The following is an 18379-nucleotide window of genomic DNA, read 5'->3' as shown; positions in this document are numbered from 1 at the left end:
CAAGTTGCGTTTCACGCGTCGTGAACAGCTTGAAACACTGTAAGCCCAACGGCACCATTTTTAACGGACATTTGCCGTCGGGGCCTTTTCCGGACTAGGAGAATGTGATTCAACCGGGCCAGGTGTCGGACACCGGAATTCACGAGCAGGGGGCACATGGCCAAGGAAACGCGCGGCGATTTCTATCCGGTACCTATCGTCGACCAGAACACAAGGCCGGGCGCGGTTGCCCGGCTCGTCGTCTTCATCGTCGTCCTGACCGGGGCTGCGATCGTTTTTGGGCTGTTCCGCGAGCGTCTTGGCGACCCCTTCCTGCTGGGCATGCTTGGCGTGCTGGCAATGATCGGTGTCGGCTTCCTGTTCGCCACCGCGATCGGTTTCGTTCAGATCGCGCCGCGCTCGACCAGCGACGAACTGTCGAAAGCCTTCGTCGATTCGATGTCGCAAGGCCTGCTCGTCACCGACACCAAGGGCCGTGTCGTCTACGCCAACCGGGCCTATGCCGACATGACGGGTGCCGCGTCGGCGACGGATCTGAAGACGGTCGAAGGGCTGCTTTCCGACATTCCCGAGGCCTCGGTGACCATCTACCGGCTGGCGTCCGGCCTGCGTGACGGCCAGCCGGGCGACGGCGAGTTCCGGCTGGCGCAATCCATTCGCCCAGGCGCCGAACCCGGCGCGCGCTGGTATCGCGCCCGCGCCCGTGCCTTCAGTGTTCCGGGCCAGCGGCTGCCTCTGCTCGCCTGGCAGCTTGCCGACATCTCGCAGGAGCGGGCCGAGCAGGAGCGCTTCTTTCTCGACCTGCAAAAGGCCATCGATCATCTCGACCATGCGCCGGCTGGCTTCTTTTCCGCCGACCAGGAAGGCCGCGTCACCTATATCAACGCCACGCTCGCCGAATGGCTGGGCGTTGATCTGGCCAGCTTCACGCCCGGCGCCGTCACACTGTCGGAGATCGTTGCCGGCGACGGCATGGCGCTGGTCCGCTCGGTCAAGGCCGATCCCGGCACCACCCGCAATGCCGTCATCGATCTCGATCTGACGACAGCCAAGGGCGAGGCACTGCCGGTGCGCTTCATGCACCGTGTTTCAGCCAGCCGGGAAGGGCTGAACGGTCCGACCCGCACCATCGTGCTCAACCGCACGCAGGGCGAGGACGCTTCCGCCGATCTTCGCGCCTCCGAGGTCCGCTTCACCCGCTTCTTCAACTCGACGCCGATGGCGATTGCCGCCGTCGACAAGAGCGGCCGCATCCTGCGCACCAACGCGCCGTTCCTGTCGCTGTTTTCCTCCGTCGTCGATGGCGACGCAGTCGATCGCCGCGTGCGGCTGGATACGGTGATCCACGAGCGCGATCGGCCGGCCTTTGCCGCGGCCTTCGAAAAGGCCCGGCAGCGGCAGGCTGACATCGAGCCGATCGACACGCTGCTGCCCGGCAACGATGACCGTCACATACGCTTCTACGTCAACGCGGTTGCCGATAGCGCCGGCGGCGAGGGCGCTGAGGAATCCGCCATCGTCTATGCCGTCGAGACCACCGAGCAAAAGGCGCTCGAGGGCCAGATGGCGCAAAGCCAGAAGATGCAGGCGGTTGGCCAGCTTGCCGGCGGCATCGCGCACGATTTCAACAATGTGCTGACCGCCATCATCATGGCGTCCGACCTTTTGCTGACCAATCACCGTCCGTCGGACCCGTCCTTCCCCGACATCATGAACATCAAGCAGAACGCCAACCGGGCGGCATCGCTGGTGCGGCAGCTGCTGGCCTTCTCACGCAAGCAGACATTGCGGCCGGAGGTGCTCAACCTGACCGACGTGCTCGCTGACCTCAGGATGCTGCTTGCCCGTCTGGTCGGCAACGACATCAAGCTGAAAGTCGATCATGGCCGCGACCTGTGGCCGGTCAAGGTCGACATCGGCCAATTCGAGCAGGTGGTGGTGAACCTCGCCGTCAACGCGCGCGATGCGATGCCGGCCGGCGGCGACCTCACCGTGCGCACCCGCAACGTCACCGAAGCGGAGTGCAAGACCTTTGCCTACCGCGAACTCACCCCGGCCGACTATGTGGTGGTCGAGGTCGAGGATACCGGCAGCGGCATCGCGCCGGATATCCTGAAAAAGATATTCGAGCCGTTCTTCACCACCAAGGAAGTCGGCAAGGGCACCGGCCTTGGCCTGTCGATGGTCTACGGCATCATCAAGCAGACCGGCGGCTTCATCTTCTGCGATTCCGAAGTCGGCAAGGGCTCGACGTTCCGCATCTTCCTGCCGCGCCACATTGCCGAAGTGAGAAAGGCCGGCGATCCCGCTGACGCGCCGGCGGCGCCGGTCAAAATCGCCGATGCGGCCAAGGATCTCTCGGGATCAGCCACGGTGCTGCTCGTCGAGGACGAGGATGCCGTGCGCATGGGCGGCATGCGGGCGCTGACGTCGCGCGGCTACACAGTCCATGAGGCGTCCTCGGGCGTCGAGGCGCTGGAAGTGTTCGAAGCCCTGGGCGGCAAGGTCGACATCGTCGTTTCCGACGTGGTCATGCCGGAGATGGATGGGCCAACGCTGCTTGGCGAATTGCGCAAGCGGCAGCCGGACATCAAGTTCATCTTCGTGTCCGGCTATGCCGAGGACGCGTTTGCCAGGAACCTGCCCGCGGACGCGCAGTTCGGCTTCCTGCCAAAGCCGTTCTCGCTCAAGCAATTGGCCACCATCGTCAAGGACGTGCTGGAGTCCTAATTTAGAGCGCCCCGCATGAAGTGCGTCGCCCGAATGTGAACAAGCGCACAGACGCCCGTGCCATGCCGTTTACACGTGCCGGCGCCGGGTAACGAGCCGTCCGTTCATAACCAGTGAGGTCCGGCGACTGGAGCTTCGCAATCGCCGCTTGCGCATCGACGCCAGCCTGCCATGATTGTGATGACAAACGCGGCAGGATTTGGGGAAGATGCCGTGACGCCACACAATGAGGCCGACAAGGGCGATTATGCGGAAACGGTGCTGTTGCCGGGCGATCCGCAACGCGCCGAATGGATGGCTGAGACATTTCTCGAGGCGCCGCGCTGCGTCAACCGCCGCAGGGGCGCGCTGGGCTTCACCGGTCTGTTTCGCGGCCAACCTGTCAGCATCCAGGCTACGGGCATCGGTGTCCCGTCATTCCTGATCTACGTGCATGAATTGCTGGATTTCTATGGCGTCAAAACGCTGATCCGCACCGGCACCTGTGGTGGCCTGACCGATAGCGTGAAACTGCGCAGCCTGGTGATCTCGCAATCGGTGCGCGCGGAAAGCGGCATGAGCGGTCAGGCCTTTGGGCTCTATGACGCCGCCGCAGGGCCTGATCCCGCGTTGCTCGCCCATGCATTGGCCCGGGCCGGGGCACTCGGCATTGAACACTCTGCCGGGCTGACGATCGGCAGCGACATATTCTATCATCCCGAGGGGCGCACCCGCTTCGCCGAAGGCCAGGCCCTTGGCGCGCTCGCCGTGGATATGGAAACCAGCGCCCTCTATGGCATCGCCGCGCATTTCGGCGCTCGCGCCCTGTCGCTGCTGACCGTCGTCGACAATGTCGTGACCGGCGAGCAAACCGACTATTCCGAACGCCAGGCGCTGTTCACCGATATGACCCGGCTGGCGCTCGAAGTCGCTGACGCTTCCTAATTTAGCCGAGCATCAGAAACAAGCGACCCGCGGCCGCCGCTCAACGCCTGGTGCAGGTCGAAGCGGTAAAGGCGCCGTCCTGCTGTCGCATGATGATGTCGAAGGATGGGGTGCCGTCCAGTGTCGCTTGCGTCAGCGACAGGCTGTTGCCGCCCGCGGTGTAGCCGCCTAAGGGGCCGAGCCAGGTCACGACGCCGTTTGCATCCATCTGGTAGTTGTAGCCCTGCTGGGCGGTCCCGAACGTCACCGGGCCGCTGTAGACATTGCCCTTGATGGTGATGTCGCCGAGGCTGAGGAACATGCCAAGCAGATAGACCTCGCAATGATAGGTCCCATCCGGCAGCTTGCCGTCGGTGAAGTCGGCACGCGCAGTGCCGGTCGCCGCAAGCATCAGCACGATGCTGAAAACACAAGAAATCCTGGAGGCCATGGCGTCGCTCGTTTGAGGATCGACCTTGCCCTATTTTCCGGCAATGCCGCAACGGTCGTCGACAGCGGTCCACTGACGCACAGCAGATCAAAATTTAGGCAGATAGGCGATTTGGGTGAAAATTAGGCAAGGGTGCGTAATTTTTTCTCAATCAAATTTTAACCAGCGCTGTTCGTTGTCAATGTATATTCGACGGCTAATATAATAACCATCTGATAATATTGGAAATTTCCGTGGTTGTCGACGTTGCTCCAGCGGTTGGCACAGCCGTTGCATGGTCTGGTTGCGGTACCATCAACCAGCTTGGGAGTCTGTAATATGAGGGGTAATTTCTCGACAATAACAAAGATGTTTTCGGCAAGCGTGGTGGCGGCGGGGCTTTTGATGTCCGCTCCGGCCAAGGCGGCTGACGACACCATCAAGGTCGGTATTCTCCATTCGCTGTCGGGGACCATGGCGATTTCGGAGACGACGCTGAAGGACGCCATGCTGATGCTCATCGACGAGCAGAATGCAAAGGGCGGCCTGCTCGGCAAGAAGCTCGAGGCGGTCGTCGTCGATCCGGCTTCCAACTGGCCGCTGTTCGCCGAAAAGGCGCGCGAGCTGATCTCCAAGGACAAGGTCGCTGCCGTGTTCGGCTGCTGGACGTCCGTGTCGCGCAAGTCCGTGCTGCCGGTGTTCTCCGAACTCGACAACATTCTATTCTACCCCGTCCAGTATGAGGGCGAGGAAAGCGAGCGCAACGTGTTCTACACCGGTGCCGCACCAAACCAGCAGGCCATCCCGGCCGTCGACTATCTGATGAGCGAAGACGGCGGCTCGGTGAAGCGCTGGGTGCTGGAAGGCACCGACTATGTCTATCCGCGCACCACCAACAAGATCCTCGAGGCCTATCTGAAGGCCAAGGGCGTTGCCGCCGAGGACATCATGGTCAACTACACGCCGTTCGGCTTCTCCGACTGGCAGACCGAAGTCTCGGCGATCAAGAAGTTCGGTTCGGCCGGCAAGAAGACCGCCGTCGTCTCGACCGTCAATGGTGACGCCAACGTGCCGTTCTACAAGGAGCTCGGCAACCAGGGCATCAAGGCCGAGGACATCCCGGTCATGGCCTTCTCGGTCGGCGAGGAAGAGCTTGCCGGTCTCGACACCGCGCCGTTGGTCGGCCATCTCGCCGCCTGGAACTACTTTGAGAGCGTCGATACGCCCGAAAACAAGAAGTTCATCGCCGACTGGCACAAGTTCATCAAGAACGACAAGCGCACCACCAACGACCCGATGGAAGCTCACTATATCGGCTTCAACATGTGGGTGAAGGCCGTCGAGAAGGCCGGCACCACCGATCCGGACAAGGTCATCGACGCCATGATCGGTGTCTCCGTGCCCAATTTGACCGGTGGCTATTCGACCATGATGCCGAACCATCACATCACCAAGCCGGTGCTGATCGGCGAAATCCAGGCCGACGGCCAGTTCGAGACCGTTTCGCAGACGCCCGGTCTGGTCATGGGCGATGAATGGTCCGATTACCTGCCCGACTCCAAGGACCTGATCTCCGATTGGCGCGCGCCTCTGTCTTGCGGCAACTTCAATGTTGCCACCGGCAAGTGCGGCGGCAAGGGCACAAACTGATCCCTCCCGGGCCTGACCGATCGTGGACGTATCCACGATCGGCACTGCGAAGCGTCCGGGTGGCTCCAGCCCGCCCGGACGCCCGAATTTTCAGCTCACAACGAGTATCTGAACGGATGATCCTGTTGCGCAATCTCGGCCTCATGCTGGCGTTCCTGATGGCAAGTCTGTTGCCGTCAAACGCAGCCGAAGCCGATCTTCGCGCCATCATCGCCAAATTCGCCACCGCCTCGAATTTCTCGGCCACCGAAGCTGTGGTGCATGAGCTTGCGGCAACCGGCGATCCCCTGGTCGAACGTCCGCTGGCCGCGCTTGGCGACGGCAATCTTTACATCCGCAAAGCCGATTCCCTGGTCTTTGTCGGCAAGGAGGCCGGCGACAGCGTCGAGCTGCTCGACCCGCTGAGCGGTGAAAAATCCGCTGAGGCCGCCAAGGCCGATCTCACCAAGATCAAGGTCAACAACACGCTGCGCCGCGTCATCCGCGATGCGCTGGGCACGCTGACGCTGCGCGCCAAGGATCCGGCAGTGCGCATCGCCGCCGCCGACACCATGTTCAAGACGCCCGATGCCGCCAACATCGAGCCGCTCGATGCCGCGATCGCTGGCGAAACCGTCGCCAGCGTGAAGGCCTTGTTCGAACAGGCCCGCGCGGCGTCCATTCTGGTTTCCGACCGCCCGGAGGCCGACAAGCTGGCGGCCATCGCTCTCATCGGCGCCCGCGACGATCGCGACGCACTGTCCCTGCTCACCTCCGTCGAGGCCAACTCCGAAGGCGCGGTCAAGGAAGCGGCGACGGCAGCAATGGCAAACATCAACTCGACGCTGGCATTCTGGGATGCTGGCCAGAACATCTGGTACGGCATATCGCTGGGCTCGGTGCTGCTGCTCGCGGCAATAGGCCTTGCCATCACCTTCGGCGTCATGGGCGTGATCAACATGGCGCATGGCGAGATGGTCATGCTCGGCGCCTACACCACCTTTGTCGTGCAGGAGGTGATCCGCAATTCCTTCCCCGACCTGTTCGACTGGTCGCTGGTCATCGCGCTGCCGCTGGCTTTCCTCGTCGCGGCTTTGGTCGGGCTCATCATCGAGCGCGGCGTCATCCGTTTCCTCTACGGTCGGCCGCTGGAAACGCTGCTGGCGACATGGGGTGTGTCGCTGATCCTGCAGCAGGCGGTGCGCACCATTTTTGGCCCGACCAACCAGGAGGTCGGCAATCCGTCCTGGATGTCCGGCTCCTTCTCCATCGGCCAGCTGGCCGTGACCTGGAACCGTCTGTGGATCCTGGTCTTCGCGCTCTGCGTCTTCGGCGTGCTGCTCTATGTCATGAAGCGCACGCCCTGGGGTCTGCAGATGCGCGCCGTCACCGCAAATCGCCGCATGGCCGCCTCCATGGGCATCAGGACGCCGTGGGTCGATGCGCTGACTTTTGCATTGGGTTCCGGCATTGCCGGCATCGCCGGCGTCGCGCTCAGCCAGATCGACAATGTCTCGCCCAATCTCGGCCGCGGCTACATCATCGACAGCTTCATGGTCGTCGTCTTCGGCGGCGTCGGCAATCTCTGGGGCACGCTGGTCGGCGCCTTCTCGCTCGGCATCGTCAATAAGGTCCTCGAGCCCTATGCCGGCGCCGTGCTCGGCAAGATCGTTGTCCTGGTCCTCATCATCCTGTTCATCCAGAAGCGCCCGCGCGGCCTGTTCGCGCTCAAGGGCAGGGCGGTGGAAGTATGATCACCGGACGCTTCTTCGCCGCTGGCGCCGACCGCCGCGTCGCCATTACGATTCTCATTCTGCTGGCAGTCGCCATCATCGTGCCGCTGCTCAATCTGGCCATCTCTCCGACGAGCGCGTTCTACATCCCGCCCTACATCGTCGCGCTCACCGGCAAGTATCTTTGCTACGCGCTGTTGGCTTTGGCGCTCGACCTCGTCTGGGGCTATTGCGGCATTCTCTCGCTCGGCCACGGCGCTTTCTTTGCGCTCGGCGGCTATGCAATGGGCATGTATCTGATGCGCCAGATCGGCTCACGCGGCGTCTACGGCAATCCTGTGCTGCCCGACTTCATGGTGTTCCTGAACTACAAGGCGCTGCCGTGGTTCTGGACCGGTTTCGACCATTTCTGGTTTGCCGCGATCATGGTGCTGGCCGTGCCCGGCCTGCTCGCCTTCGTCTTCGGCTGGTTCGCCTTCCGCAGCCGTGTGACCGGCGTCTATCTCTCGATCATCACCCAGGCGATGACCTACGCGCTGCTGCTCGCCTTCTTCCGCAACGACATGGGGTTCGGCGGCAACAACGGCCTGACCGATTTCAAGGATATTCTCGGCTTCAACGTGCAGGCCGACGCGACACGCTCGGCGCTGTTCGCGGCCAGCGCGGTGACGCTGGCGCTCGCCGTCTACGTCACCTGGGCCATCGTCGGCTCCAAATACGGCAAGCTGCTGATGGCGGTGCGTGACGCCGAGAGCCGTACCCGCTTCCTCGGCTGGCGGGCGGAGAACGTCAAACTGTTTGCCTTCACCGTGTCGGCTGTCATGGCCGGCATCGCCGGCGCGCTTTACGTGCCGCAGGTCGGCATAATCAATCCGGGCGAGTTCGAGCCGTCCAATTCGATCGAGGTCGTCGTCTGGGCCGCCGTTGGCGGGCGCGGCACCATCGTCGGACCGATCATCGGCGCGCTGCTGGTCAATGCCGGCAAATCCTGGTTCACCGGCGTGCTGCCGGAATTCTGGCTGTTTGCGCTTGGCGGGCTGTTTGTCGCTGTCACGCTCTTCCTGCCCAAGGGTATCATCGGCATGTGGGACAGCTGGCGTGGCAACGCCAGGGCGATGCGGGCCGCATCGATCGCCGAGGAAGCGGGCACCGATCCTGACGTGCCGCCGCCGGCGAAGATCGTTCGCTCAGCGGCGACAAAGCCCGGCGACTGGTCCGCGTCCAGCCCCGAACCGCAGCCGGCGGAGTGAGCGATCATGTCCAAGTCGAACACGATCCTCTATCTCGACGGCGTCTCGGTCTCCTTCGACGGTTTTCGCGCCATCAACAATCTGTCGCTGGTGCTCGACAAGGGCGAGATGCGGGCGATCATCGGTCCCAACGGCGCCGGCAAGACGACGATGATGGACATCGTCACCGGCAAGACGCGGCCTGACGCGGGCGAGGTTTTCTTCGACGGCCAGGTCGACCTGACCAAACATGACGAGGCCGAGATCGCCATCATGGGCATCGGCCGCAAATTCCAGAAGCCGACCGTCTTCGAAAGCCACACGATCGAGGAAAACCTGATGCTGGCGCTGAAAGGCCCGCGTTCGATTTTTCCGGCTTTGTTCCATCGCAGGTCAGTGGCCGAAGCACGACAGATCGACGACGTCCTCGGCATCATTAGGCTTGGCGACAAGCGCGACCAACTCGCCGCAAATTTGAGCCACGGCCAAAAGCAATGGCTCGAGATCGGCATGCTTTTGGCGCAGGATCCAAAGCTGCTTCTGGTCGACGAGCCCGTCGCCGGGATGACCGATGCCGAGACCGAGGAAACCGCGCGCCTGCTCAAGGACATCGCGCGCGACCATTCGGTCATTGTCGTCGAGCACGACATGCATTTCGTTCGCGAACTCGGCGTCAAGGTGACCTGCCTGCACGAAGGTTCGGTGCTGTCCGAAGGCACGCTCGATTTCGTTTCTGCCGACGAGCGCGTCGTCGAAGTTTATCTGGGGAGATGAGCATGGTCTGGCGGGTGCAATTCCATCGCTTCGATCTGTCGTTTCTCAAGTTCTGGAGAAAGCGCTGACATGCTCGAAGTCTCCAATGCCACGCTGCACTACGGCGCCGCCCAGGCGCTGCGCGGCGTGTCGCTGAAAGCCGGCGCCGGCAAGATCACCTGCGTGCTCGGCCGCAACGGCGTCGGCAAAACCAGTTTGATGAGATCGATCGTCGGCCACCACCGGCTGACGAGCGGAAGTGTTGCCTTCGAGGGGAAGGCGCTCGACCGGAGCGCGGCGTATGACCGCGCCCGGTCGGGCATCGCATTCGTGCCGCAGGGCAGGGAGATATTCCCCCTGCTCACGGTGCGCGAAAACCTCGAATCGGGCTTTGCGCCATTGAAGCGGGCCGACCGCAACATTCCTAGCCATGTCTTCGAGCTGTTTCCGGTGCTGAAGCAGATGCTTGGCCGCCGCGGCGGCGATCTGTCCGGCGGCCAGCAGCAGCAGCTTGCCATAGGCAGGGCGCTGGTGATGCGGCCGAAACTGCTGGTGCTCGATGAGCCGACCGAGGGCATCCAGCCCTCGATCATCAAGGATATCGGCCGTGCCATCCGCTATCTGCGCGACCAGGCGGGCATCGCCGTGCTGCTGGTCGAACAGTATCTCGATTTCTGCCGCGAACTCGCCGACGAGGTCAACATCATGGACCGTGGCGTCATCGTCCATACTGGCCCGGCGGAGGATCTGGACAGGGCGGATGTCAGGAAGTTTCTGACGGTGTAGGCTTGTTCATCCCTAGGAGCTTGTGCGAACCAAACACGCTGGCGATTAGCCGCATACCTCGTCACTTCGTCATCCTATGGCGAAGCAAGGAGCGAAGCGACGCGCGCAGACCATAGGATCCATGCCATTACCTCTGCCGAATAACGCAGCGGTGCAGAATACAATTCGACCGCCAGCGCACGATCCTTTCTGCGTTCTGAACCGTTAGCAACGCTTCTTCGTCACGGCATGGATCCTTGGGTCTTCGCTCCGCTTCGCGTCGCTACGCCCAAGGATGACGAAGTCGCGAAGGTCCGCGCCTTTGCGCCTGACTTTCGTCCGATGCCCCATACTCAACACTGGCACGCCGAATACTGCATGCTAGTCTTTCCTAGGCCTTGGTGAGTCGGCCGCTTCCGTTTCAGTCTGGTTTGTCGCAGATCGAGGGGAATGCGCGGGTCAAGCCGGCAAGTTCCACACAAGCAAGCACACCTAGCTTCCCTCCTGCGACCTGTTTTGTGTTCAACGCGTTTGAGCATTCAGGCCAGGAGAACAGCCGATGGAACGTTTCGTCGAAGACTACCAGAAGCGACGGCTCACGGAGCGCGTCGACATCATTACCGCCATCAACATTCTAAGGTCGCAAGGCTACGACCGCGACGAATTGATCAGCGAGATCACCAAGGTTTTTTACGTCGATCTCGATGCCTACAATGAGATCGTCCTGGCGGCGTAAATCGCCCGCTGCAAGAAGGACATGAGCAACGGCTTGCCTGCGGTTGCGGGCAGGCGGAAAATCTAGCCGACCCGCTTCATCAGCGCCATGGCGCCGAACGGCGCGCGCACCTTGCCCTCGGTGATGAAGTAGACGAACACGTCGCGCGGTTTGACCGGCGCTTCGGTCGCGGGATCGGCGCGCGGCAGGTCGGTCGGTACTTTGCCTTCCGCCCAGATCTTTACCCGCGCCGCCCATTCGTCGAGACCTTTCGGCGTGTAGCAATCGGGATTGTCGTCGCTGCCGGTCTGCAGCCGCGCGTAGACGAAATCGCCGGTGACGTCGGCGATTGCAGGATATTTGGCATGGTCGGCGTAGACGATCGCCACCTTGTATTTGCGCACCAGGGCCGCGAATTCCGGCACGATGAAGCTGTCGTTGCGCATCTCGACCGCATGGCGCAGCGCCACGCCGTCCTGCTTTTCCGGCAACAGCTTGAGGAAGGCTTCGAAATCATCCGGATCGAATTTTTTCGTCGGCGCGAACTGCCACAGGATCGGTCCGAGCTTTTCGCCAAGCGCCGCCACGCCCGATCCCAGAAAGCGCATCATCGATTCACCGGCCTCGCCGAGCACGCGACGGTTGGTGACGAAGCGGTTGCCCTTCAGGGAATAGACGAAACCGTCCGGCGCCTCGCTGGCCCATTTGACGAAGGTCGGTTCCTTGAAGCTGGAATAATAGGTGCCGTTGACCTCGATGCTCGGCACCTGCCGGCTGGCGTAGTTCAGCTGCTTGGCCTTGGAGAGCTTGTCGGGATAGAAGGACGTATCCCAAGGCTCAAAGGTCCAGCCGCCCATGCCGGCGCGGATTTTTCCCTGACTGCTCATTGTCGTCCTCCCAAATGCTGAAAAAGATCAGGCGTCCAAGGCCTTCGCCATGTCGACCAGCGTCCATCCTGGCCGGTACGGATTCGACCGGCGACCCGTTTCGTGAAAGCCATAAGCGGTGTAGAGCGCGATGTTCCGCTCCATCCGCGAATTGGTATAGAGCCGCACCTCCGGCAAGCCCCACAGCCGCGTTTGCTCTTCGGCGAAGTTGAGCAGCGCTGTGCCGAGTTTCTTGCCCTGGAAGGCAGGGGAGACGGCGACGCTGAAGATCATCGCATGATCAGGATGCCGTTCGATGACGATCAGCCCGGCCAGCTCGGAGCCACTCTCCAGCAGCCAGACTTCGCCGCGCTCGATGCGTGGCGCATAGTCCTCGGTGACCGGCATCGGCGGCGCGCCGAACAAGGCGGTATAGGGCGCATAGGCCGCTTCGGTCAGCGAGACGATAGCTTGGAGATCACCGGCAAGCGCTCTTCGGAGTGTCATTCAAAAGCTCTCCAGGCGCCGACCGGTCGGACCATCACTCCGCCGCTTCGCGCTTGCCTCCCGGGCGCCGTTCCAAAAGCTCTTTGAGGAACTGGCCGGTGTAGCTGCGCTTCTCGCGCACAATGGCTTCCGGCGTACCTTGGGCCACCAGCTCACCGCCGCCATCGCCGCCCTCGGGGCCGAGGTCGAGGACCCAGTCGGCGGTCTTTATCACTTCGAGATTGTGCTCGATAACCACCACCGTGTTGCCCTGGTCGACCAGTTCGTGCAGCACTTCCAAAAGCTTGGCGACGTCGTGGAAATGCAGGCCGGTGGTCGGCTCGTCGAGGATGTAGAGCGTCTTGCCGGTCGCCTTGCGCGAGAGTTCCTTGGCCAGCTTGATGCGCTGCGCTTCACCGCCCGACAGCGTCGTCGCCTGCTGGCCGATATGGATATAGCCGAGGCCAACCTGCTTCAGCGTCTCCAGCTTGTCGCGCACGCCGGGCACGGCGGCGAAGAAGTCGACACCTTCCTCGACCGTCATGTCGAGCACGTCGGCGATCGACTTGCCCTTGAACACAACGTCGAGCGTCTCGCGATTGTAGCGCTTGCCGTGGCAGACGTCGCAGGTGACGTAGACGTCGGGCAAGAAGTGCATTTCGATCTTGATGACGCCGTCGCCCTGGCAGGCCTCGCAGCGGCCGCCCTTGACGTTGAASGAGAAGCGSCCCGGCTGGTAGCCGCGCGCCTTGGCTTCSGGCAGRCCGGCGAACCAKTCGCGRATCGGCGTGAARGCMCCGGTATAGGTGGCCGGGTTGGAGCGTGGCGTGCGCCCGATCGGCGACTGGTCGATGTCGATGACCTTGTCGAGGAATTCGAGACCCTCGATGCGGTCATGCTCGGCCGGGTGTTCGCGCGAACCCATGATGCGGCGCGAGGCCGCCTTGAACAGCGTCTCGATCAGSAAGGTCGACTTGCCGCCGCCCGACACGCCGGTGACGGCGGTAAACGTGCCCAACGGGATTTCGGCCGTGACGTTCTTCAGATTGTTGCCGCGCGCGCCGACGATCTTCAGGCGCCGGTTCTTCTTCGGCTCGCGCCGTACGCCGGGCGTCGCCACTTCGAGCGCGCCCGACAGATACTTGCCGGTGATCGAATTGGGGTTGGTCATCACCTGCTGCGGCGTGCCCTGGGCGATGATCTCGCCGCCATGSAYGCCGGCGSCCGGRCCSAYRTCGACGACATARTCGGCMTGCAGGATGGCGTCCTCGTCATGYTCGACSACGATSACSGTGTTGCCGATGTCGCGCAGATGCTTCAGCGTGTCGAGCAGGCGCGCATTATCGCGCTGGTGCAGGCCGATCGACGGCTCGTCCAGCACATAGAGCACGCCGGTCAGGCCGGAGCCGATCTGCGACGCCAGGCGAATGCGCTGGCTCTCGCCGCCCGAMAGCGTGCCGGAATTGCGSGMYARSGTCAGRTAGTCGAGSCCSACATCGWYSAGGAAGCGCAGMCGCTCGCGGATCTCCTTGAGCACGCGCACCGCGATCTCGTTCTGCTGGTCGTTGAGATGTGGCGGCAGGTCGGTGAACCAGCGGTCGGCGCTGCGGATCGACAGCTCGGTTACCTCGCCAATGTGCTTTCCCGCGATCTTCACCGCCAGCGACTCGGGTTTCAGCCGGTAGCCTTTGCAGACCGGGCAGGGCGTCGCCGACATGAAGCGCTCGATCTCCTCGCGCATCCAGGCGGATTCGGTCTCTTTCCAGCGCCGCTCGAGATTGGGGATGACACCTTCAAACGTCTTGGTCGTCTTGTAGGAGCGCAGGCCGTCATCATACTGAAAAGTGACCTCGCGCTCGCCGGTGCCGCGCAGGATGGCTTCCTTGGCCTCTTCGCTTATGTCTTTGAACTTGTCGCCGAGCTTGAAGCCGTACGCCTTGCCCAGCGCTTCCAGCGTTTGTGAATAATAGGGCGAGGTCGACTTCGCCCACGGGCTGACGGCGCCGTCGCGCAGCGAGACGTTCTCGTCGGGCACGATCAGGCTGGCGTCGATGGCGCGCTGGCTGCCGAGACCGTCGCAGGTCGGGCAGGCGCCGAACGGGTTGTTGAAGGAGAACAACCTGGGCTCGATCTCCGGAATGGTGAAGCCGGACACCGGGCAGGCGAATTTTTCCGAGAACAGGATGCGCTCATGCGTCTCGTTCTTCGACTTGTTGACTGAATCCTCGCCGGTCTGGCTGGCGTCGAGCGGCCGGTCGGCGAATTCGGCCACGGCCAGCCCTTCGGCCAGCTTCAGTGCGGTTTCGATGGAATCGGCAAGCCGCGTCGCCAGGTCGCCACGCACGACGATGCGGTCGACGACGACATCGAGGTCGTGCTTGTATTTCTTATCGAGCGCCGGCACATCTGATATCTCGTAGAAGACGCCGTCGACCTTGACGCGCTGAAAGCCCTTCTTCTGCAGCTCCAGCAGTTCCTTGCGGTATTCGCCTTTGCGGCCGCGCACCATCGGCGCCAGGATGAACAGGCGCGTGCCTTCCTCGACCGCCAGCACGCGGTCGACCATCTGCGACACCGTCTGGCTCTCGATCGGCAGGCCGGTGGCCGGCGAATAGGGGATGCCGACGCGCGCGAACAAAAGCCGCATATAATCGTAGATTTCGGTGACGGTGCCGACCGTGGAGCGCGGGTTCTTCGACGTCGTCTTCTGCTCGATGGAGATGGCCGGCGACAGACCGTCGATCTGGTCGACGTCAGGCTTCTGCATCATTTCGAGGAATTGCCTTGCGTAGGCCGACAGGCTCTCGACATAGCGGCGCTGGCCCTCGGCATAGATGGTATCGAAGGCGAGCGACGACTTGCCGGACCCAGACAGGCCGGTCATGACGATCAGGCTGTCACGCGGCAGGTCGAGATCGACATTCTTCAGATTGTGTTCGCGCGCCCCGCGAATGGAAAGATATTTATGGTCGGCCATTGCCGGTCGCCGCCTCAGATCTGGTGTCAGTGGGATCGGCGGGGTTTTCCCGGCCATCCCCTATGTAGGTATTTTTGCCGCCACGTCGAGAGACGCCACAATTCTCGACAAAAGCGTTTAACCGCCTTTCGCCCGCACGGGCAAGCGGAAAGAACAAAGACCGAACACGCTCCTGACAAAGCCTGTGCGGAACCTGACTTGCACGTAACCTCCCGGCGATCACTTTTTTCGGTAATCGGGCTATTCAAGGTTGACGTCTCCGAATCAGGGGAGCAGTCTCCAAAGGTCAACGAAGCCGGCCGTCTTTCGATGGCCTCGCCGCCCCAAGGCGGCCTGCGAGACGCAGCAGGTAATTGCGATTTGTGCTTCGGATTGACGACAATCGCAACGGACACAGGAGCGGAGCATGACGCCACCGGATAGTCCATTGAGGCTCCATTTATGGCTGGAGCCGCGGCAGGCATAAGTGCCAGGGTTGATTCAAAGTCTTAGAACGTACGTTGTGCGTGTGAGCGGATACTCGTCGTTCTAGTGCCTTCATTCAACCCGACAAACCGTGACCTGCCGTCCCCACGAAAATCAGAGACTGCTAGTCGGATCGTCGGCTGAATGCCGCGAAGCATCCGAAATCAAGGTCGGTATAACCCTACCGGTAGGTTGGATCTGGAATCCAAAAAAAGCCCCGACCGTTTGCGGAAGCAACGGCGGGGCTGCTTTTGTGGGCGGCGGTGAGGGCTGCACTCTTCCTGGCCTTCAGGTGCTCCGATGAAGTCGCTCGGCCGCGGCGATGTCAATGACGCGGGAGCCCGGTTCTCCCGGCGCCGACATCGATGATGATGCTGCCGGAAATCCTGACATCGGTATCGCCGATTTTGAACGTACCGTCACCGCTGGCGGGCAGTGCGTCGTCGGGTTCGGGCAGCGGCGCAGGCTTGGCGATGCGATAGTCGCTGGTCACGCCGGGCAGGGCGCCTTTCGACGACGAGGTCGTGCTGTCCCCGGCGAGAGCCGCGCTGGAGGCCGCGGCAGTGACAGCAATGGCGATGATCAGTCTGTTCAGGCGGAAATGCATCGCAAGACTATAGTGCTGCGATGAAGGCGAGACCAGACCGGCGACGCCAAAATTGCCCTGGGGGGCGGCCGGCCCGAATTTCCGTTCGCAGGTGCCGCCGCTCTATGCCGCCTGTTTGCGGGTATCAAAGACATGGTCGACGATACCCCATGCCTTGGCCTCCTCGGCGGTCATGAAATGGTCGCGGTCGAGCGTGCGTTCGACCTCTTCCAGGGGACGGCCGCAATGGCTGGCGTAGAGGCCGGCCATCCGCCGCTTGGTTCGCAGGATGTTTTCGGCATGAAGCTGGATATCGGAGGCCTGGCCCTGGAAACCGCCCAGCGGCTGGTGCAGCAGGATGCTGGCATTGGGCAGCGCGATGCGCCGTCCCGGCGTGCCCGCCATCAGCAGGAACGATGCCATCGACGCGGCAAAGCCCATGCACACGGTCGACACCGGGCAACTGACATATTGCATCGTGTCGTAGATGGCGAAGCCGCTGGTCACCACGCCGCCGGGCGAGTTGATGTAGAGCGAAATCTCCTTGTCGGGATTGTCCGATTCCAATGACAGAAGCTGCGCGCAGACCAGTGCCGACATGCCATCTTCGATCGGCCCGTTGATGAAGATGATGCGCTCGCGCAGCAGCCGTGAAAAGATGTCGAAGGCGCGTTCGCCGCGGCTCGATTGCTCGATCACCATCGGCACCAGATTGGCAAGGCCGCTCATCTCTTTGTCTCCGTTTATTTTTTCCAGCTCAGGCCGCGCGCAGCCGAAGGCGTGTCGCGTTCGCGGCGATAGGTTGTTTGGGTTTGTATGTGTTGAGCGAAAACCGGCAACTGCCGCCGGCCATGGCAACCACAGGCATTGCTGTTCTGGCAAACCCATCGTGGACGATGCGCAGATGCGTACCGCCGGAAACCGTACGGTCGAGCGTGAAGGTGACGATGCTGTCCAATGCGTCCTGGCGCGCGGCATCGCCTGGCTCGGCTCGTTCCCGCCAGGAATAGCGCAACAGCCGCCCGGGTTCAGCGTCGAGGATTTCGCACTCGATCGGCGCATCCGGCCCGGCAAAGGCGAAGCGGCTGCCGATTTCAGGCTTGATGTCGTTGGGCATCATCCAGGCCGCGAGCAGCTCCGGCACCGTCAACGCCCGCCACACCTTTTCTGGCGGTTCGGCAAGCTCGCACTCGAACGCGATCGTGTCTGCTGCTTCCGCGTGTTGTTCGTCCGTCACTGGTCCATGTCCTTCAAAACCGCCTTGAGCTTTTCGATGCGCTCGGGCCAGAACGCCCGATAGCGTTCGATCCAGCCGAGCAGGGGGCCAAGCCCTTGCGGGTCGGCGCGATAATAGGCGTTGCGGCCGGCCCGCCGCTCGACCACCAGGCCGGCGCCGCGCAGCACCGCCAGATGCTGGGAGACCGCCGGCTGCGACACGCTCATGCCGCTGCGAAGTTCCGATACGCTCATCTCGCCGGCGGTGAGCCGCTCGTAGACGGCGCGTCGCGTCGGGTCGGCCAGCGCGCGAAAAATCTCTGCTTCGATCATGACCAAAGCATAAGTCGATACTTATTGATTTGGCAAGCGGTGATTTACGGCGCCGCTGGAAGCCAGCGCCTCACCGTGTCAGGCGATCCCTCGAACGTCGCCTCGAAGATCGGTGACGCCAGCACGGCATGGATGTGAAGCGTCTTGGCTCCGACGTTTCTAAAGCCGTGTTTTCTCTCTGCGGGAATGAGGAGTGACTGTCCGGCAGTCAGCGTCACGCAGTCTTCGTCGATCCACATGTCGGCGGTTCCGGCGATGACGGTGAGCACTTCCTCGGCCGGATGCCGATGTGTCGGAGCCCCGACGCCTGGCTGAACCCATTGTTCGAACAGGCAAAGCTCGCTCGCTCCGTTGCCGGCGGAAACTTGCATGCGGGTCTCCACGCCCGCTCGCCACTGCTCTCGCGGCTGATCCAGATGCGCAATGACTTTCATTCGCCACCGCCTTTCGATCCCGGCATAGTCGCAATTTCATGCGCACACCCTACCTCTTGCTGACATTCTTGACAGCCGGGGCCGACAAGAATAGAACAAAAAAAGAACAAAAACCTTGTGGGTAAAGGCA

Annotated in this window: 17 protein-coding genes; 8 read left to right on the top strand and 9 right to left on the bottom strand. The window is 62.2% G+C overall.

What is annotated here, in order from left to right; all coding sequences use genetic code 11:
- The first annotated feature begins 156 nt into the window (after nt 1-156).
- Nucleotides 157-2730 (top strand): cell cycle histidine kinase CckA, encoded by a 2574-nt coding sequence (gene cckA, locus AC1DXN_RS06815; protein ID WP_477269503.1) that lies wholly within the window; start codon nt 157-159, stop codon nt 2728-2730.
- Between the two features lie 213 nt (nt 2731-2943).
- Complete coding sequence (locus AC1DXN_RS06810) at nt 2944-3654, top strand: purine-nucleoside phosphorylase (protein WP_477243028.1); 711 nt, start codon at nt 2944-2946, stop codon at nt 3652-3654.
- Nucleotides 3655-3694: 40 nt separating this feature from the next.
- On the opposite strand, the gene AC1DXN_RS06805 is transcribed toward AC1DXN_RS06810, so the two are convergent.
- The gene (locus AC1DXN_RS06805) at nt 3695-4084 is read right to left on the bottom strand and encodes a hypothetical protein (RefSeq protein WP_477243029.1); all 390 of its coding nucleotides are present in this window, start codon (nt 4082-4084) and stop codon (nt 3695-3697) included.
- 318 nt (nt 4085-4402) lie between these two features.
- On the opposite strand from AC1DXN_RS06805, the gene urtA reads away from it, so the two are divergent.
- The 6 genes from urtA to AC1DXN_RS06775 all read left to right on the top strand — a co-directional run bounded on the left by urtA (nt 4403) and on the right by AC1DXN_RS06775 (nt 10908).
- Nucleotides 4403-5713: an urea ABC transporter substrate-binding protein gene (gene urtA, locus AC1DXN_RS06800; RefSeq protein ID WP_477243030.1), complete on the top strand. Its 1311-nt coding sequence runs from the start codon at nt 4403-4405 to the stop codon at nt 5711-5713.
- Between the two features lie 116 nt (nt 5714-5829).
- On the top strand, nt 5830-7446 hold the full coding sequence (urtB, locus tag AC1DXN_RS06795; protein WP_477269505.1) for an urea ABC transporter permease subunit UrtB: 1617 nt from the start codon (nt 5830-5832) through the stop codon (nt 7444-7446).
- The gene (urtC, locus tag AC1DXN_RS06790) at nt 7443-8675 is read left to right on the top strand and encodes an urea ABC transporter permease subunit UrtC (RefSeq protein ID WP_477269507.1); all 1233 of its coding nucleotides are present in this window, start codon (nt 7443-7445) and stop codon (nt 8673-8675) included. The genes urtB and urtC overlap by 4 nt, the downstream gene beginning before the upstream one ends.
- A gap of 6 nt (nt 8676-8681) precedes the next feature.
- Nucleotides 8682-9428: an urea ABC transporter ATP-binding protein UrtD gene (urtD, locus tag AC1DXN_RS06785; protein ID WP_477269509.1), complete on the top strand. Its 747-nt coding sequence runs from the start codon at nt 8682-8684 to the stop codon at nt 9426-9428.
- 69 nt (nt 9429-9497) lie between these two features.
- Nucleotides 9498-10193, top strand: coding sequence for an urea ABC transporter ATP-binding subunit UrtE (gene urtE / locus AC1DXN_RS06780; protein ID WP_477269511.1), 696 nt, complete (start codon nt 9498-9500; stop codon nt 10191-10193).
- 538 nt (nt 10194-10731) lie between these two features.
- On the top strand, nt 10732-10908 hold the full coding sequence (locus tag AC1DXN_RS06775) for a hypothetical protein (RefSeq protein ID WP_477269512.1): 177 nt from the start codon (nt 10732-10734) through the stop codon (nt 10906-10908).
- Nucleotides 10909-10970: 62 nt separating this feature from the next.
- Here the strand turns inward: AC1DXN_RS06775 and AC1DXN_RS06770 are convergent, their stop codons facing one another.
- The 8 genes from AC1DXN_RS06770 to AC1DXN_RS06735 all read right to left on the bottom strand — a co-directional run bounded on the left by AC1DXN_RS06770 (nt 10971) and on the right by AC1DXN_RS06735 (nt 18249).
- Nucleotides 10971-11774: a DUF72 domain-containing protein gene (locus tag AC1DXN_RS06770; protein WP_477269514.1), complete on the bottom strand. Its 804-nt coding sequence runs from the start codon at nt 11772-11774 to the stop codon at nt 10971-10973.
- A gap of 27 nt (nt 11775-11801) precedes the next feature.
- Nucleotides 11802-12260: a GNAT family N-acetyltransferase gene (locus AC1DXN_RS06765; protein ID WP_477269516.1), complete on the bottom strand. Its 459-nt coding sequence runs from the start codon at nt 12258-12260 to the stop codon at nt 11802-11804.
- A gap of 34 nt (nt 12261-12294) precedes the next feature.
- Nucleotides 12295-15216, bottom strand: coding sequence for an excinuclease ABC subunit UvrA (gene uvrA, locus AC1DXN_RS06760; RefSeq protein ID WP_477421508.1), 2922 nt, complete (start codon nt 15214-15216; stop codon nt 12295-12297).
- A 790-nt stretch (nt 15217-16006) separates the two neighbouring features.
- The gene (locus AC1DXN_RS06755; protein WP_477269520.1) at nt 16007-16288 is read right to left on the bottom strand and encodes a hypothetical protein; all 282 of its coding nucleotides are present in this window, start codon (nt 16286-16288) and stop codon (nt 16007-16009) included.
- Nucleotides 16289-16390: 102 nt separating this feature from the next.
- A complete protein-coding gene (locus AC1DXN_RS06750) occupies nt 16391-16996 on the bottom strand; it encodes an ATP-dependent Clp protease proteolytic subunit (protein ID WP_477243040.1) in 606 nt (201 codons plus the stop codon).
- Between the two features lie 28 nt (nt 16997-17024).
- Nucleotides 17025-17504, bottom strand: coding sequence for an SRPBCC family protein (locus AC1DXN_RS06745; protein ID WP_477269522.1), 480 nt, complete (start codon nt 17502-17504; stop codon nt 17025-17027).
- On the bottom strand, nt 17501-17815 hold the full coding sequence (locus tag AC1DXN_RS06740) for an ArsR/SmtB family transcription factor (RefSeq protein ID WP_477269524.1): 315 nt from the start codon (nt 17813-17815) through the stop codon (nt 17501-17503). Before AC1DXN_RS06740 ends, AC1DXN_RS06745 begins: the two co-directional genes overlap by 4 nt.
- A gap of 44 nt (nt 17816-17859) precedes the next feature.
- Complete coding sequence (locus tag AC1DXN_RS06735; RefSeq protein WP_477269526.1) at nt 17860-18249, bottom strand: cupin domain-containing protein; 390 nt, start codon at nt 18247-18249, stop codon at nt 17860-17862.
- Nucleotides 18250-18379 lie beyond the last annotated feature (130 nt).

Source organism: Mesorhizobium sp. P2_H9, assembly GCF_056403215.1.
Note: the sequence above shows the minus strand (reverse complement) of the source record. Positions and strands in the feature narration are given on the sequence as shown.